General features: G+C 72.6%; 12 protein-coding genes and 1 pseudogene. 6 read left to right on the top strand and 7 right to left on the bottom strand.

All coding sequences use genetic code 11. From position 1 onward, the window contains the following. Positions 1-107: 107 nt before the first annotated feature. A complete protein-coding gene (locus tag PYR91_RS25520; protein WP_279783574.1) occupies positions 108-1,997 on the bottom strand; it encodes a helix-turn-helix domain-containing protein in 1,890 nt (629 codons plus the stop codon). A 112-nt stretch (positions 1,998-2,109) separates the two neighbouring features. Next, positions 2,110-2,985 (bottom strand): helix-turn-helix transcriptional regulator, encoded by an 876-nt coding sequence (locus tag PYR91_RS25525; RefSeq protein WP_279783576.1) that lies wholly within the window; start codon positions 2,983-2,985, stop codon positions 2,110-2,112. A gap of 170 nt (positions 2,986-3,155) precedes the next feature. On the opposite strand from PYR91_RS25525, the gene PYR91_RS25530 reads away from it, so the two are divergent. Then, positions 3,156-3,932 (top strand): SDR family NAD(P)-dependent oxidoreductase, encoded by a 777-nt coding sequence (locus tag PYR91_RS25530; protein ID WP_279783578.1) that lies wholly within the window; start codon positions 3,156-3,158, stop codon positions 3,930-3,932. A gap of 70 nt (positions 3,933-4,002) precedes the next feature. On the opposite strand, the gene PYR91_RS25535 is transcribed toward PYR91_RS25530, so the two are convergent. The 3 genes and pseudogenes from PYR91_RS25535 to PYR91_RS25545 all read right to left on the bottom strand — a co-directional run bounded on the left by PYR91_RS25535 (position 4,003) and on the right by PYR91_RS25545 (position 6,081). Continuing rightward, positions 4,003-4,518: a deaminase gene (locus tag PYR91_RS25535; RefSeq protein WP_279783911.1), complete on the bottom strand. Its 516-nt coding sequence runs from the start codon at positions 4,516-4,518 to the stop codon at positions 4,003-4,005. Between the two features lie 12 nt (positions 4,519-4,530). Further along, positions 4,531-5,247: pseudogene (locus PYR91_RS25540) on the bottom strand (RibD family protein); the annotation flags it as partial. Between the two features lie 102 nt (positions 5,248-5,349). Further along, positions 5,350-6,081, bottom strand: a complete 732-nt coding sequence (locus PYR91_RS25545; RefSeq protein ID WP_279783580.1) for a hypothetical protein — start codon at positions 6,079-6,081, stop codon at positions 5,350-5,352. Positions 6,082-6,242: 161 nt separating this feature from the next. Between PYR91_RS25545 and PYR91_RS25550 the strand changes: the two genes are divergently transcribed. The 4 genes from PYR91_RS25550 to PYR91_RS25565 are packed head-to-tail and all read left to right on the top strand — an operon-like array spanning position 6,243 to position 9,768. Then, positions 6,243-6,449 carry a hypothetical protein gene (locus PYR91_RS25550; protein ID WP_279783581.1) on the top strand — a complete coding sequence of 69 codons (207 nt, stop codon included), beginning with the start codon at positions 6,243-6,245 and terminating at the stop codon, positions 6,447-6,449. A 36-nt stretch (positions 6,450-6,485) separates the two neighbouring features. Beyond that, positions 6,486-8,126, top strand: coding sequence for an alpha/beta hydrolase (locus tag PYR91_RS25555; RefSeq protein ID WP_279783583.1), 1,641 nt, complete (start codon positions 6,486-6,488; stop codon positions 8,124-8,126). Positions 8,127-8,131: 5 nt separating this feature from the next. Further along, a complete protein-coding gene (locus PYR91_RS25560) occupies positions 8,132-9,082 on the top strand; it encodes a sensor histidine kinase (RefSeq protein WP_279783585.1) in 951 nt (316 codons plus the stop codon). Beyond that, the gene (locus tag PYR91_RS25565) at positions 9,079-9,768 is read left to right on the top strand and encodes a response regulator transcription factor (protein WP_279783587.1); all 690 of its coding nucleotides are present in this window, start codon (positions 9,079-9,081) and stop codon (positions 9,766-9,768) included. Before PYR91_RS25560 ends, PYR91_RS25565 begins: the two co-directional genes overlap by 4 nt. A 4-nt stretch (positions 9,769-9,772) precedes the next feature. On the opposite strand, the gene PYR91_RS25570 is transcribed toward PYR91_RS25565, so the two are convergent. Beyond that, the gene (locus PYR91_RS25570) at positions 9,773-10,450 is read right to left on the bottom strand and encodes a helix-turn-helix domain-containing protein (RefSeq protein ID WP_279783589.1); all 678 of its coding nucleotides are present in this window, start codon (positions 10,448-10,450) and stop codon (positions 9,773-9,775) included. Positions 10,451-10,595: 145 nt separating this feature from the next. On the opposite strand from PYR91_RS25570, the gene PYR91_RS25575 reads away from it, so the two are divergent. Next, entirely contained in the window at positions 10,596-11,435 is an 840-nt protein-coding gene (locus tag PYR91_RS25575; RefSeq protein WP_279783591.1) for a methyltransferase domain-containing protein, read from the top strand. A 318-nt stretch (positions 11,436-11,753) separates the two neighbouring features. Here the strand turns inward: PYR91_RS25575 and PYR91_RS25580 are convergent, their stop codons facing one another. Beyond that, the gene (locus PYR91_RS25580) at positions 11,754-16,244 is read right to left on the bottom strand and encodes an HAD-IC family P-type ATPase (protein ID WP_279783593.1); all 4,491 of its coding nucleotides are present in this window, start codon (positions 16,242-16,244) and stop codon (positions 11,754-11,756) included. Positions 16,245-16,294: the final 50 nt, after the last annotated feature.

A 16,294-nucleotide genomic window follows, 5' to 3' on the forward strand; every position in this document is an offset into this window, starting at 1 on the left:
TTCCAGCTGACACCGTCGGACACGGGGGCTCGCCGGTGCGCCGGAGGTAGCCGTCGGGAGGGGATCGCGTTCGCGTCGCGGACGCGATCCCCGTGCCCTACTACGGCTCAGGGACTCTCGGGCCGGTCCTCGATCAGGACGGGATCCTCGCCCACGGTGATCGTGTCTCCCGGCCGCACCGGGACGCTGGTGCCGTCGAGCCGGCGCGCCGCGTCGGCCCGGGGGCCGGCCGTGGTGGCGGCCGTTCCCGCGACGGCCCAGCGCAGCGTCGCGGTGTAGCGGCGGTCGGGCTCGGTGATGGTGAGCTCACACTGCCACACGTTCTCGGGCAGGCCGATCGCCAGGCCCTGCCCGCACGATCGGCTCTCGGCGTAGGCGAGCCAGCGCTGCAGCTGCTCCACGGCCAGCGCCGCGCGGGTGGGGGCACCCCCCTCTGCCTGCAGGACGATGGGGATCTTCGTGCCGCCCCAGTTGTAGAAGTACATCCTTTCGAGGTTGAAGTGTCGCGCGTACAGGCCGGTGAGGTAGAAGCGCACGGCGTAGTCGCGAGCCCGGACCTCGTCGAGCGGGCGTTCCAGCGGGATGGAGTACGCGGTGCCGGTGCTCCACAGCCGAGGCTGGACACCCGCCTCATGCATCACCCGGTCGACCGTCGCCGCGAGCGCGAGCATGCTCTCCGGCGGGTCCGAAGCGGTTCGCTGGTACAGCTTGATCCCCGCGACGTCGCAGTGGCCGTACCCGCCGAGCTCCGCGAACCGCCGCAGCACGGCGCGCCCCTCATTCGTCCACAACTGCCCCATCCCCGGGCAGACGACGGTCGCCGCGCGGTCCGCGGCCCTGATGATCGCGCTGGCCCGCCGGGTCATCTCGACCAGCGTCTCGACGCTTCCGGCGTAGAAACGGCGGTCGTTGGCGAGCACCCACAGCTCGTAGGCTTCGATGCGCCCCTTGTACCGCTCGGTGAGGGCGCGCACGAACGTGTCCCAGTCGGCCAGCGCGTCGGGCGGCGAGGCCCGCGAGCCGTCCGGGTACGGTGCCGAGGGCCCCGCGGGGCTGGCCCAGGGGGGCGTCCCGCCGAACACGAACAGCGCCGGCAGCCCCGCCTTCTGGGCCCCGCCGACCAGCCGGTCGAGGGCCGACCAGTCGAACTCGTCCCGCTCCGGCTGGAGCTGGGCCCAGCGCGTCTCGCCATCCCACAGCCGCACGGCGCCGACCCGGAAACCGGGCATGGTGCCGGTGGCGCTGTTGATGGTGACGCCGAACAGGGTGCGGGGCACCGGAGCGGGAACCCTGCTCCACGCGGGCCCGGTGATCCACTGGGTGGCCGTCTGACGCGCCGGCCCGCCCGGCGGCGGGGCGCTGGTGCTGAGCACCACGAGACACACGATCACGAGCGCCGCACCGAGGAGCGCCATCCCCAGCCGCATCGCGACGTGCGAGGGCGACCTCGGGCCACCGCCGGGCGCGTCCGGCGTGCCGGAAACGCCGGGCACGGCAGGCGTGTCGGGTAGAACGCGCACGTCGCGCACATCGGGTGCGTCACGCGGGTCGCGTGTGTCGGGTACGTCGCGCAGGTCGGGTGCGTCGGGCGTGTCACTCGCGTCGGGCGCGTCCGGCATGTGGGCCGTCGAGCCTGGCGCGGAGATCTCCGGCGTGGGCCGGTCCGCCGCCGGGGAGTCCATCGCGTGGGAGTCCGTCGCCCCGCGGCCGGGATCCGGGGAGGGGACGGCGTGGTCGGCGGACCGCGCCTCCCGCGAGGCCGGAGGGCCCCCGGCCGCGGCCCACCGCCGGTAGAGCTCGTCCAGCTCGTCCTTGGTCGCGCCGCAGGCCTTCGCGATGCGCTCCAGCGGCCCGTAGCTGTCCGGGATGATCGCGCCTCGGCAGTAGCGGTGCACGGTCGACCTGCTCATCCCCGTGCGCAGCCCCAGCGCCTCATATGTGCGGCCGCTACGGAGCTTCAGCTCCGACAGCAACTGGGCCACCCGCTCCGCAGACACTCCGCCACCTCGCCTCACCGAGCCCGGGGGTGGATTATCACAGAACAAGGTGAATGCCCGACAACACGTATTTCCGCGGCCCGTCCTCCGGCTCCGCCGGCGACCGTCGGACCTACGGCGCGTCCGTGCTGACGTGGGTGTTCACGGCGGTGACGCGGAGGAAGGCGAGCTGCTCCGCGGGCGGTGATCCGGCGGGCGCCGTGTATACGATGATCTTGAGGTCCGCCCCCGGGACGGTGAGGACGTCGCAGTCGAGGGTGACGTCCCCGACGAGGGGGTGGACGATGGTCTTCTTGGCGTGGAGGTGCTGCCCCACGGCTCCCTGGGACCAGAGCTGGGCGAAGCGAGGGCTGTGCGCCTGGCACTCGCCGATGAGCTGGTGCAGGCCCGGGTCGTCGGGGTAGGTGGCCTCCGCGGTGCGCAGGTCGGCGACGAGGGCGGCCTCCAAGTCGCCTTGGCCGTCTTGACCGCCTTCGGAGCGCACGGGCCAGTGCCCGCGGGTGGGCGGGGGCAGGAAGGTGTCGAGCACCAGGTTGCGCCGGCCCTCCGGGATCTGGGCGGGGTCGCCCAGCAGCGCCGACCACAGGGGCGTCCACGTCAGCAGGGTCCAGTCCGCGCCGAAGACGGCCAGGGGCTGGTCTCCGAGCCCGGCGAGCAGGCGCTGGACGCTGGGCGGGATGTGCGTCGAGACACGTCCGGGCGCGGGCGGCGGCAGGTGCGCGAGGCGGTAGAGGTGATCACGTTCGGCCGCCTCCAGTTGCAGGGCGCGGGCCAGCGCCTGCGCGACCTGCTCGGAGGGCCGGGTGGCGCGACCCTGCTCCAGGCGGACGAGGTAGTCCACCGACAGGCCCGCCAGCGTGGCGAGCTCTTCGCGACGCAGGCCGGCGGCGCGGCGTCCCCCGGTGCGCGGCAGGCCGACATCGGCCGGGGCGAGCCGGTCACGCCAGCGGCGCAGCGCGACGCCCAGCGGGTTGCGTTCGTTGGTCACGCCCCCAGTGTCGCGCAGGAGCGGCCGCCGAGAGTGGTACCGCGAGTCCTACCGCCGCGAGAGGCACTGGTTGACGGTCCGGCGCCCGACCACGCTGAAGGCACGACGGCGGGAGCCACTCGATCGAGGGTGACGCTCCGCGCCGCTTCCCCGAGAGAGGCGGTCCTCTGATGTCCACCACCACGGTCACCGGCCTGCTGGACGGCAAGTCCACCCTGGTCATCGGCGCGAGCCAGGGTATCGGCGCCGCCGCCGCCCGGCACTTCGCCGCCCAGGGCGCCCGGCTCGTCATCGGCTCGCGCAACGTCGAAGCGCTCGAAGCCCTGCGCGACGAGCTGCGGGGTCAGGGGCACGAGGTCGAGGCGGTCGGCGTCGACGTCACCGACCGCGCCACGATCGACGCCGCCGTGCGGAAGGCGTGCGACCTGTACGGGCGTCTGGACGCGGCGTTCAACAACGCGGGCGTCGGCGCCGTGGAGTCGTTCCACGAGTTCACCGAGAAGGCCTATGATCACCTGCTGGACGTCAACCTCAAGGGCGTCTTCCTGTCGATGCAGGCGGAGATCAAGGCCATGCTCGCCTCCGGCGGCGGCGCGATCGTCAACACCAGCAGCGTCGGAGGCCTGGTCGGCAACTTCGGCATGGCCCCGTACATCGCCGCCAAGCACGGTGTGATCGGCCTGACCAAGGCGGCCGCTTTCGAGTACGGCCGGCTGAACCTGCGCGTCAACGCCCTCGCGCCCGGTTCCACGGCCACCGAGATGTTCCTGGGCGGCATGGAGCACGCCCCCGCCGAGATCGTCGCCAAGTTCAACACCTTCAGCCCGATGAACCGCATCGGCCAGCCCTTGGAGATCGCCACCGCCGCCGCCTGGCTCCTTTCCGACCAGGCCGGCTACGTCACCGGCGCCACGATGCCCGTCGACGGCGGCTTCCTGCTCGCTTGACCCCGCGCGCCCGTACAGCGTGTCCGCCCATCGGCGAGGGAGCTGAGACGGCGGCCCGGTGACGCCTCCCCTACCCCGGGAAGAGGTGGGCGTTGACCTGCCGGGCTTCGGCGGCCAGGTCGGAGACCTCCACGACCTCCACACCCGCAGCGCTCAGGGTCTCGGCGCCGGTGCAGTCGGCGAAGAGGCTGGGCTCCCGCCAGGCGAAGACGACGCGCGGGATGCCCGCCGCGAGGGTCAGCTCGGTGCAGCCGCGCGGGCGGGACGCCCGGGTGGTGCACGGTTCCAGGGAGGTGTAGAGGGTGGCGGTGGCCAGGCGGGGGTCGTCGGCGGGGATCTTGGCCAGAGCCGCCTCCTCGGCGTGGTCCAGGGGGTCGCTCTCGCGGGAGTGCCCCGTGGCCAGGACGGTGCCCTCGCCGTCGACGACGACGGCCCCCACGGCGAACGCGGTGGTGGAGGTGGGACACCGGCGCGACAGCTCGATCGCGTACTCCAGCCACCGCCGATCCGTCTCACCCTGGCCTGGAGCACCGGCGGACGCCCGCTTCGCGCCGTTTTCGTGGACGGGCTTCGGGAGGTAGCGCAGCAGGACCACGTCGCCGATCTGGCGGGTCTCGGCCAGGTGCATGCGGTTGTCCGGGCCGTGGGGGAAGGGGCCGGTGCCGGTGAAGCGGGGAGCCGCGGGGTCGCCGACGAAGAACGGCGCGATCACCAGGTGCAGCTCGTCGGCCAGCCCGGCGGAGAGGAACAGGGTGTGGATCTCGCCGCCGCCCTCGACCATGAGGCGCCGCACGCCGCGCGCCGCCAGGTCGGTGAGCACGGCGGTCAGGTCGAGCGGGTCTCCGGCGTCGACCACCGTGGCCACGCCGGCGAGGCTCGCGCGGGCACGCTCGACGCTGGGGCTCGCCGCGTAGACGAGCTTCTCGACGTCCCCGAGGGTGAAGAAGCGGGCCGCCGGATCCAGATCCCCGTTGCGCGTCAGCGTCACCTTCAACGGCGTCGCGCCGAGCCCCCGCCGCACCCGCTCCGCCCGCCGCGCGTCCGACCGCACCAGCAGCCGGGGATCGTCCGCCCGCACGGTGCCCGCACCGACCAGGATGGCGTCACAGCCCGCGCGCACCTCGTCCACCCGGTCGAAGTCCGCCTCGTTCGACAACGCCAGCGGCGCCCCCGAGGCGTCGTCGATGAACCCGTCGACCGACATCGCCACCGAGAGCAGAACATAAGGCCGCACACCCACCACAACCTCCAAGAAGACGCCTCCCATCATGACCCCTCCCCAGCCCCCACCCGCATTCGCCTCGGACCGTGCCATTGAGGCTTGGATGACGCCCCTCAAACGCACGCTGAGGGCGTCAGTTGAGACACCCTGCCTCGCGGCCCTCTTGGTCACGCGCGAAGTGGCGGTGGTCGGTGCTCAACCGGTCTTGGGGGACCAGGTGGTGAAGGCAAGTAGAAGTCTTGCCTTGTCGAGGTCGCGGTCGACTATTCGGACCAGGGCGGTGCGCGCCTCGTCTGTCGCGACGCAGAGGCGGGTTCCCGGTGTGAGGCGGTCCAGCGGGATCTCGGTCAGGTGGTCGGCTTCATGGGTGAGTGCTTTCGCGCATTGGGTGTGGGTCGTGGTCGTGCCGGCGACGAGGGTGTAGCGGATCTTGGAGTCGTAACCGTGGATGCGGTCCTGCTCCAGGATGATCTCCGCCGGGCCGCCTTTGCGGGGAGGGCCCAGTTGGATGGAGGACTTGCCGTGGCCGGGATGGCCGGAGTCCAGGTCGACCTTGTCGACGTCGTTGGTGGCGATCCAGGAGGATGCTTTCAACGTGTGGGCGTTACGGGTGACGACGACCGGTGGCGTTTCCTCCTTGCCGACGGCGGACGGCGGCGATGCTTCCTCCCCCGGGGGGTGGGTGGTCTGGGTCGTCGGGCCGAAGACTTGGACGAGAAGCGCGGTCACGGCGACGAGAAAGCTGCCCAAACCGGCGATCCAGTCGCTCCGTTCTATCCACTTCCACGCCGTCGCCGATGACTGCTGCTTTCGCCGAACCCTCCTGATCAAGAAAAGGAGTAGAAAGGCGACAATCGCCACCAGTCCCGAGATCCATATGGTCAGCACGGTTCCCTCCTGGTGTGCGGCAAGCAAGGCGATCATCATGCCTTAACCGACGGGTGTGAATGGCTGACTTAATGAAATGTCTGTCTAAGTTACTCAATGACGGTATTCCGCTATATGACGGACGGGGTCATCCGGGCGAAGCGGAGGAGCGCCTGGCTAGGCGGGGCGGCACCAGCCCGAACGCCACCCACGCCGGGGTCGTGCAGAAGATCATCTATCTCCGGCAGAACTACCACTTCGGGCCGGAGAAGATCGCGATCGAGTTCGTCGACTACGTACTGCAGCGCATGCCCTTCCAGGTGCAGGTCATCCAGACCGACAACGGGGCCGCACACACATGCGGCGAGTCTGGTCCCGCATACGACTCAAGTCGTATGCGCTCCGATGAGCGCTTGCTTCCCGGCTAATATGCGGCGGGCGGTCCCGGTCCTAGCGTCAATCCCATGATCGACAGAGTCTCCACCCAAGATGCGGGCTTATTCCGCGTGCTGTTTCTTCTCGTCATCGCCAGCGCCGTCGGATTGTCCGCGACGCTGCGCTTCCCGGAGATACTGCTCGACCCGCGCTCGTTCGCGGTCACGCTGGTCACCGGCGACACCATCGGCGTCATCCTGAGCCTTGCCGGGTTGCTGGCGTCAGGGGTCGTGCTCGTGGTGCTCTCGCGCCGGACCGGCGCCACCCGCGTGCGTTCCCTCGGCACCGCCGCAGGAGCGTGCTGCGGGACGAGCGCGGTCCTCGGTCTGCTCCTGATCCCGCTGTGGGCGAATGACGTGGTCGCCGGGGTGCCCGTTCTGTCGTGGAGCGCCTTCGCCGCCGGGGCCATCATCGCGCCGGTGCTGCTGGCGGGCTGGACGATGACCGTCGTCAAGCAGGACGGTCGTGGCCGCGTGCTCGGTGTGCTCGGTGCGGCCGGGCTGCTGCTGACCGCCGCGCGCTCGGCGTTGTGGGCGCTCAACGCGACGCTGCCGCCAGAACGGGGCTTCCACCTCACCTCGGCGATCCTGACCGTCGCCGCATTGCTCGCGTTCTCGCTCTGGCCGGCCTGGCTGGCCCGCATGGGTACCACCCGAAGGCTCCTCTCCGCGCTGCTCGCGCCGATCCTCCTTGTCGGGTACGCCACGGCCACGATCGGCCTGGCCCCGGCACCGCGTGGCAACGGCGCTCCAGCCGTGCCGAGTGTCACCGGGTCGGCTCTCTACCTGGTGGCGATAGCCGTGCCGGCGCTCTTGCCGCTGCCGACGAACGAGACGGAACTGCGCGCCGATCGGCAGCGAGACCTGGACACCCGGCCCGAGCTCCCGGCCGGCGCGACAATGGAGCGGATCGATGCGGGCGGCGTTCCGTCCGAACGGATCTGCGCCAGCGACGCCACCACCGAACGGATGATCCTCTATCTCCCCGGCGGCGGGTTCATCGCGATCGCGGGCAACGGGCCTCGTCGATTCGCCGCGGCGATCTCGCGAGAGACCGGCGCGTGCGTGTTGCTGGCGCACTACCGCCTGGCGCCCGAACACCCCTATCCCGCCGCCATGCAGGATGGTGTGCGCGCCTACCGCTGGCTCCGCGGCCAGGGCATCGCGGCGTCACGCCTGGCGATCATGGGTGACTCCGCGGGCGGCAACCTCGCCTTGACGACCGCGCTCTCTCTCCGCCGGAGCGGTGACGCGCTGCCGGCCGCGCTCGTGTCGATCTCGGCCGTGACCGATTTCACGCTGCGGGGCGAGACCTTCCGTACGCTGTCCGATCGCGACCCCGTCCTGACGCCCGGTACGCGCAAGCTCACGTTCGACAGCTACACCCGCAACCGCACGATCGACCTGCGCGACCCGCTGCTGTCGCCGCTGTACGCCGACCTCGCCGCACTCCCGCCGACGCTGTTGCTGGCCGGCAGTCAGGAGGTCCTGCTCAGCGACGTGACCCGGCTCGGCGATCGGCTACGCGCAGCGGGTGTGCCCGGGCAGACACAGGTCTGGCCGGGCATGATGCACGCGTGGCCACTCGTGGCGGACGAGGTGCCGGAAAGCCGGATGACGACCGGGCAGATCGCCGGCTTCCTGTCGTGGAACTGGTCGACCTTACGATGATGTCCATGCCGGATCGGTGGCGGTGCTGGTGGGCAGTCGCGGTCTTCTGGGTCGTGATCGTGGTGGCGTTCACCCTCGCATTCGCCGGCGCGGTGAATCCGGTGCTGCTGATCGGCCCGATGGTCGCCTCGTACCTGGTGGCCCGGTATGGGCCCAGGCGTCATCTGTGGCTGGCCTGGTCGCCGGTCGTGCCGTTCATCGTCGGATGGGTGTCGAACGGAGGGCCTTGGTGGGACGGGGTCGTGATCGCCGTGTTGTTCAGCGTCTGTCTCCTGCTGGGGCTCATGAGGCAGACCCGGCGCGCCTATCGGGCCGCGTTGGAGGAACGTGCGAGATGGCTCGAACGGGACCGTGAGCAGCAGGCCCTCCTCAGCGCCGCGGCGGAACGTGCCAGGATCGCGCGCGAGGTGCACGACGTCGTGGCGCACAACCTCGCCGTGATGGTCGCACTGGCCGACGGGGCGGTCGCGTCCGCCGCCGTTCCCGAGCGTTCGGCCGACCTGATGGCCAAAGTGGCCGTGACCGGACGGGAGGCGCTGTCGGAGGTACGCCGGCTGGTCGGCGTGCTGCGTGACGGCGAAGCTCCGGATCTCCGGGTCGACGCGCTGGTCGATCAGGTCTGCGGCGCCGGGCTGCCGGTGACGCTGATCCGCGACGGCCCGGCTCGTACGGTGCTGGACCTGGTGGTGTATCGGATCGTCCAGGAAGCGCTCACCAACACCATGAAACACGCTGGACCAGGGGCCACGGCCACGGTGCGGTTGAGCTACGGCGAGGCCGACGTGGACGTCGAGGTCGTCGACGGCGGCGGCGACCGGCTCGCCCGGCCGGGGGACAGTGGACATGGATTGGCGGGCATGCGCGAGCGAGTCGCCTCCTACGGTGGCGACATGGACGCCGGGCCGGTGCCCGGCGGCGGCTGGCGCGTGCACGCACGACTGCCGGTACCGCCATGACGATCCGCGTGCTCCTGGTGGACGACCAGGCATGGCTGCGGCTGGGGTTCCGGGCGGTGCTGGAGCAGGAGCCCGACCTCGAGGTGGTCGGAGAGGCCGGCGACGGCGAGCGGGCCGTCGCCCAGACAAGGGCGTTGCGGCCGGACGTCGTGCTGATGGACGTGCGCATGCCGGCCATGGACGGTATCGAGGCGACGCGGCGGATCGTCGCGTCCGGTTCTGCGGCCCGGGTCCTCATGCTGACCACGTTCGACCTGGACGAGTACGTGTTCGCCGCGCTTCGCGCCGGCGCCAGCGGATTCCTGCTCAAGGACGCGCTGCCGGCGGACCTGCTGAGCGGCATTCGCGTGGTCGCGTCCGGCGACGCGGCCGTCGCCCCGGCGGTGACGCGACGGCTGATCTCGGCATTCGCCTCCCACCTACCGGTACCGGGCACACCGGCGCCGCTGGACGCCTTGACCGCACGAGAGCGAGACGTGCTGATGGCGCTCGCCCGCGCCCGCTCGAACGCCGAGATCGCCGCGCGCTTGCACATCTCCGAGGCGACCGTGAAGGTCCACGTTGGACGCGTGCTCGGCAAGCTCGGGTTGCGTGACCGCGCGCAGGCAGTGGTGTTCGCGTACGAGAACGGTGTGATCCGCGCCGGGGCTCCTGGGACGGAAACGTCAGGCATCTCATGGGACTAGACAGCTAGGCGGGGCGGGGGACGGAGGACCATTCGGGGAGGGTGAACCAGTGGGGGAGGGCGCGGCGGAGGGGTTCGGGGGCCTGGATTCGCAGGGTGTGGGCGCGTAGGGCGTCGGACCAGGTGCGGTCGCCGCGCCAGATCTCGGTCATGCTGCGCAGGGCGGTGGTGACGGTGACGGTTACGGGGTGGCCGGGGTCGGTGTCGCAGACGTCGACCTCGGGGCCGTTGATCACGAGCCACCAGTGGCGGCTGGCGGGCGGGACGTCGGGGAACAGGAACTCGATGACCGTCCGCTCGGCCGGGACGGCGGCGCGGTCGACGTTGCGGTGCATGTCCCACAGCAGCAGCTTGGGGTCCAGGTCCTCGTCGCCCAGCTCGCCGATCCAGCGGACGCCCCAGGCGGCGAGCGCCTCGACGACCGGGCGCAGCTCGTGGCCGGCCTGGGTCAGGATGTACCGCACGTCGTTGTCCTCGGCGTGCCTCTCGACGATGCCGGCGTGGGCGAGCTGGTGCAGGCGCCGCGACAGCAGGGTGGGGGACATGCGCGGCAGGCCGCGGCGCAGCTCGTTGAAGCGTTCCGTGCCGCACACCAGTTCGCGGATCACCAGCAGCGTCCAGCGTTCGTCAAGCAGTTCCACGGCCTTGGCGACCGGGCAGAACTGGTGATAGGAGGAGCCCATTCCCGCAGTCTAGGTTCGGCCGGCGTGAAGGAAAGGTGCGAGCCGAACCGGGTATGAGCCGCCGGTACAGATCGTGTACTAGATGGCGAGGCCGTCTCTTCCTACCGTCGGTCCCAGTCCACGAGGACGACGACGAGGGGGAACGATGAACGTACACGGCGACGCCCTTGAGGCCGACCGCGCTCTCAAGGCCAGGCATCGCGTCATGTGGGCGCTGGGCGACTATCCCGCGGTCGCCGCCGAGGTCATCCCCGACCTGGGCGCGATCCTGGTCGAGGCGTGCGGGGTGCGGCGGGGGGACCGGGTGCTGGACGTGGCGGCGGGCTCGGGCAACGCCGCGATCCCCGCGGCGCTGGCGGGGGCCGGCGTGGTGGCGGCTGACCTGACCCCGGAACTGCTGGAGGCGGGGCGGGTGCTGGCCGATCGGCGCGGGGCGCGGGTCGAGTGGCGGCAGGCGGACGCCGAGGCCCTTCCGTTCGGGGACGGCGAGTTCGACACGGTCATGTCCTGTGTCGGGGCCATGTTCGCCCCCCGCCATCAGGCCGCCGCCGGCGAGCTGATCAGGGTCTGCCGGCCGGGCGGCACGATCGGCCTGGTCAACTGGACGCCGGAGGGGTTCATCGGCCAGATGTTCGCGACGATGCGGCCGTTCGCGCCCCCGCCCCCGCCGGGCGCGCAGCCCCCTCCGCTGTGGGGCGACGAGGACCACGTCCGCGGGCTGCTGGGGGACGCCGTCACCGACGTCGTGGCACGCAAGCGGACGATCACGGTCGACCGGTTCGCCGGCCCGGACGCCTTCCGCGACTACTTCAAGGCCAACTACGGCCCGACCGTGGCCGTGTACCGGGCTTTGGCCGGGGACCCCGACCGGGTCGCCGCCCTGGACCGGGAGCTCGCCGACCTGGCGGGACGCCATCTGCACGGCGGGGAGAAGGCGGCGATGGAGTGGGAGTACCTCCTCCTCACGGCGCGCAGGCGAGGCTGACGGCGCCGACCGTCAGCCGAGGATCCGGGGTGGCACTGCCATGCCCGGTGATGGGCCGGGCCGTCGCGAGGGGCGGCGGCCGGCGGCGGCGGCTCGGGGGCCGCTGGGGATCAGGCGTGCTGGGGGATCGTCTTCTGGATCCAGACCTGGACCAGGCGGGCGAACAGCGCCTCGACGAGGATGACGGCAGCCTTCGCCAGCACGGTGGCGATGATGTGGGACATCGGAACCTCACAACTGGGAGTTTTGGTTGCTTTATACAGCATCAGGGAGGTTTGTAGCTATATGTCTAGTTCCGTGTGTCGTGTCGGTGAACAGCTAGTGACCGTTGGTGTCCCATGAGCTGATCAACCGGCTCACCGCGCCGGCCGCCGCGCCGCTGCCCAGCCCGATGGCCCAGCCCAGCGGGCCGACCGGGCGGCAGCCGAACAGGTGGCTGAGGCCGGGGAGGGACACGGCCAGCGCGAGGGCGGCCAGGGAGGCGGCGGTCGCGGCGAGCACCGTCCGGTCCCTGCCGCTGATCGCCAGCGTCTGGACGAGCTGCGCGGACACCAGCCCGATGAGGCCGATCGTGTCGGCCCGGGCGGCGCCGCCCGTGACCCGGCCGAACGTCCACGCCAGGAAGGCCGCCGACGCGGTGATGCCGGCGCGCAGGTAGATGTCACGGGTCAGCGCCGCCCCCAGCGAGGCCTCCGGGCCCTCGCGCAGGAGCTTCGCGGGGCTCGTCGAGGCCGGCGGGCGGACGGCGATGGCCAGGGCGGGCAGCATGTCGGTCAGCAGGTTGACCAGCAGGAGCTGGCGGGCGTTCAGGGTGTTGCGGCCGGACACCAGGTTGGACCCCACGGTGAAGACGATCTCCCCGAGGTTGCCGCCCAGCAGCATGCTCAGCGCGTCGCGGACCGAGCTCCACATCGCCCGGCCCTCGACGATGGCGTCCACGATCGTCTCGATGCGGTCGTCGGTGACCACCACGTCCGCGGCGGCGCGCGCCGCCGGGGTGGCCCGGCTCCCCAGCGCGATGCCGACGTCGGCCAGCCGGATGGCGGGCGCGTCGTTGGCGCCGTCGCCGGTCACCGCCACGACCCGCCCGGCACGCTGGAGGCCGTCCACGATCCGCGCCTTGTCGGCGGGGGTGGCGCGCGCGAAGACCGACACGTCGGGCAGGACCTCGGCGAGCTCGGAGTCGTCGATCCCTTCGAGCTCGGGGCCGGTCATCACACGCTGGCCGTTGAGCAGGTTCAGCTCGGCGGCGATGGCCTCGGCCGTGCTCGGATGGTCACCGGTGACCATGACGACCCGGACGCCCGCGCCCAGCAGCCGGCCGACGCTCTGGGCCGCCGTCGGCCGCACCGGGTCGGCCAGCCCCAGGTAGCCGAGGAAGCACAGGTCGTCGATGCGCGACTCGTCCAGGTCCTGGCGGCTGGACGCGGCCCGCTCGGCCACCGCCAGCACGCGGTAGCCCTGCTCGGCGAGCCGGTCCACCTCCTTGGCCAGCGACTCGGCGGCGGCCTCGTCCAGCGCCAGCACCTCGCCGTCGCTCAGCATGGTGGTGCAGCGGGTCAGCAGCACCTCCGGCGCGCCCTTCACGCTCAGCAGGTGGGCGGCCTCGCCGCCGCGCTCCGTCGGCACGATCACGCCGAGCACCGCGTGGTAGCCACGCGACGGCTCGAACGGCAGCTCGTCGACGCGCTCCCACCCCGGGACGTCCTCCTGCGGCGACACCCCCACCGCCTTGGCTCCGTCCACCACCGCCCGGTCGGTGAGGTGCGCGATCACCCGGCCGCCGCCGGACGGCGGGCTCGCCCGCAGCGCGGCGGCCAGGATGCGCCGGAAGTCGGCGGGCAGCTCCTCCAGCGGGCGCTCCACGCGACCGTCGGACACCCGGCGCAGGCTGATGCGCCCCTCGGTCAGGGTGCCGGTCTTGTCGAAGCACAGCACGTCGACCCGCCCGAGCGCCTCGATGGTCGACGGGTTGCGCACCAGCGTCTCGCGGACCGACAACCGCCGGGCCGCGGCCAGCTCCGCGAGGGTCGCGATGAACGGCAGGCCCTCCGGCACCGCGGCCACCGCCAGGCTGACCGCCGGGGCCAGCGCCGTGGCGGGCGACACGTTGCGCAGCAGGTTGGTGACCATGAGCAGGACGCCGGAGCCGAACGCCACCGGCATGATCTGCCTGCTGAGCGCGCGCAGCCGCAGCTCGACGCCGGACGGCGGCGCCTCCCTGTCCCCCAGCTCGGCCGTGCGCCCCGCTTCGGTGGCCGTCCCGGTGGACACCACCACCGCCGTGCCGAAGCCGGCGGCGACCGTGGTGCCCTCGTAGACCATGGAGCTGCGGTCGGCGACGGAGAGCGCGGCGGTCGGCGCGGGTGACTTGGTGACGAGCTGCGACTCGCCGGTCAGCGACGACTCGTCGACCTCCAGCCCGCGCGCCTTCAGCACCCGGCCGTCGGCGGGCACGGCGTCCCCGGCCCGCAGCTCGATGACGTCGCCGCGCACCAGCTTGTCGGCGGTGACGCCGACCGTCCCCTCGGGGCGGCGCAGCCGCACGGGGACGGCGGTGGCGCCTTCGAGCCGCCGCAGCGCCCGGGCGGCGCCGGCCCGCTGCGTCCCCCCGATGAGGCCGTTGACGGCCAGCACCCCGGCGATCAGCACGGCGTCCAGCGCCGACCCCACGGCGACCGAGACGGCGGCGGCGACGCCGAGCACCGGGGTCAGCGGGTTGGCCAGCTCCTCGGCCGACGCCCGCAGCAGCGAGGCGGGGCCCGCGACCGCGCGCTTGGCGGGACGCTCCCGGCGCCGCACGGCCTCGGCCTCGGGCAGCCCGGCAGCCGTCGAGGACACCCGCGACAGCACGTCGTGCGCGGGCAGCGCGTGCCACGGCGTGCGGTCGGCGCGCGGGGGCAGCGTGACGCGGTCCAGGTCGCGCCCGGCCCACACGCCCCAGGCGAGCGAGACGAGGGACGTGCCGTCGCCGGCGATCTGCACCCGCCGCAGCGCGCGCGGCCCCGGGCTGAGCACGGCCAGCAACCCCCCGGCCGTCGCGCCGACGGCGCTCACCCGCAGGCAACGCTCGCTGGTGGCCTTCACCCGCGAGACCGACTTCAGCAGCACGTACGCCGCGTCGGGCCCGCCGACGACGGCCGCGTCCCATGGCGGGCGCGCCGAACGCGACAGCAGGCCGATGCCCAGGTCGGCCTCGCCCAGGCCGCGCCGCGCCCGCTGCCCCACCACCGCGACGCGGTTCCCGGCGGCCTGCAGCTCCCGCACCGAGGCCGCCAGCCGGGCGCCGCCGGCCACGAAGCCGTCGGCGCCCAGCCGCCAGCCCAGGCTGCGGTCACCGCCCGCCAGCAGCACCCGGCACGTGTCCCCGGTGGCGCCGACCAGCGCCTCGGCGTAGGGATGGACCTCCGGCACCATGCCCACCAGCGCGACCCGCCTGCGGCCGTGCTTGACGGCGACCGGCCGCACGCCCTCCGGCCAGTGCGCCGCCTCCCGCGGCACCTGGGCCAGCGGTTCGGCGGCCCAGTCGTCCCGCCGTCGTGGCACGGTGGCGTCCACGCCCTCCAGCAGCGTGTACACCCGCGAGTGCAGGTCCTGCTCGTCCGGGACGAGCGGCAGCACCTCGTGGATGATCCACGGGCCCATGGTCAGCGTCTCGGCGTCGAACACCACCGTGTCGAGCCGGTCCATCACCCGCAGCGCGTCGCGGTTGAGCACGAGCCCGCCGCGCCGCGCGGTCGCCCGCCCGAGCGAGCTGAGGAAGGCGTCCCGGCCCAGCCGGGCCGCCTTGGGCGTCCCGGCCACCAGCATCGCCAGCGCGCGCCGCCCGTCGGAGGACAGCACCGCGGTCAGGCCGTAGGAGCCGAGCGCGCCGATGCTGACCACGTCGGCGTAGCGCTCGATGGGGCCGCGGGGCAGGGGGACGGGCCGCGGGGCGACGGCGGTCCTGATGAAGCGGTAGGAGCCCTTCCTGCGGGCGAACTCCTCCTCGCGCACCGCCCAAGCCTCACGGCCGGCCTGGGACTCGGTGAAGCGGCCGAGCGCCGCCAGCGAGTCGATGGCCAGCCCGAGCGGGCGCAGCGCCAGCGTCTGGGAGGCGTACCTGGTGGTGGCGAAGATGAAACCGGCGGTCTGCGCGCCGAGGCGGCGCTCCAGCGCGCGCCGCACGCTCGGCGTCGCCTCTGCGAGCTGCATCAGCGCCGGCAGGACCGGGGGCACGCGGGCCACCCCGGTGAGCTGGCCGGCGATGGACAGGCCGATGCCTGCCAGCCCGGCGCTCAGCTCGACGATGGCCCGGGCCTGGTGCTCGACGGCGTGCCGGTTGACGCGGTGGTGGTGGTCGCGCTCACCTTCGTCGGGCTCACCCTGGTCGGCCACGTCCGTCTGCTCGATGACCGACAGCACCCGCTGCCGGTCGACGGCGCCTGTGTCGCAGCAGACGAACACGAAGCGTAGGGCGCCGTTCACCTCGGCGCGCTCGACGTCGTCCAGCGCGCACAGCCGTTCCTCCAGGACGCGGGCGGCGGGCCCGGTGCCGGGCCCGCCGATGGTCCGCAGCTCGACGCGGACGCCGCCCGGGCAGGGGTGCAGCTGCCGGGGCCGGGGGAGCAGGTCGCGCACGGGCTCCGGCAGCAGGGTCGTCATCGCCCCCAGCGGGTCCTTCAGCTCCCGCACCAGGGAGGAGACCGCCCTGCCCGGGGCGCGCAGCACCGGGAGCGCCGCGCCGACGGCGCCTGCCGGGCCGGTGAGGTGCGGCAGAATCGACGTCACCGTTCCCAGCGAACCCCTGAGCACGCCGAGCGGGAACATGGTGCCTCCAGGAACTGGGCCGATACGCCGATCAGACCGCGAATACGCGA

Source organism: Sphaerisporangium sp. TRM90804 (assembly GCF_029846175.1).
In the GTDB taxonomy this organism is placed as follows: Bacteria; Actinomycetota; Actinomycetes; order Streptosporangiales; family Streptosporangiaceae; genus Sphaerisporangium.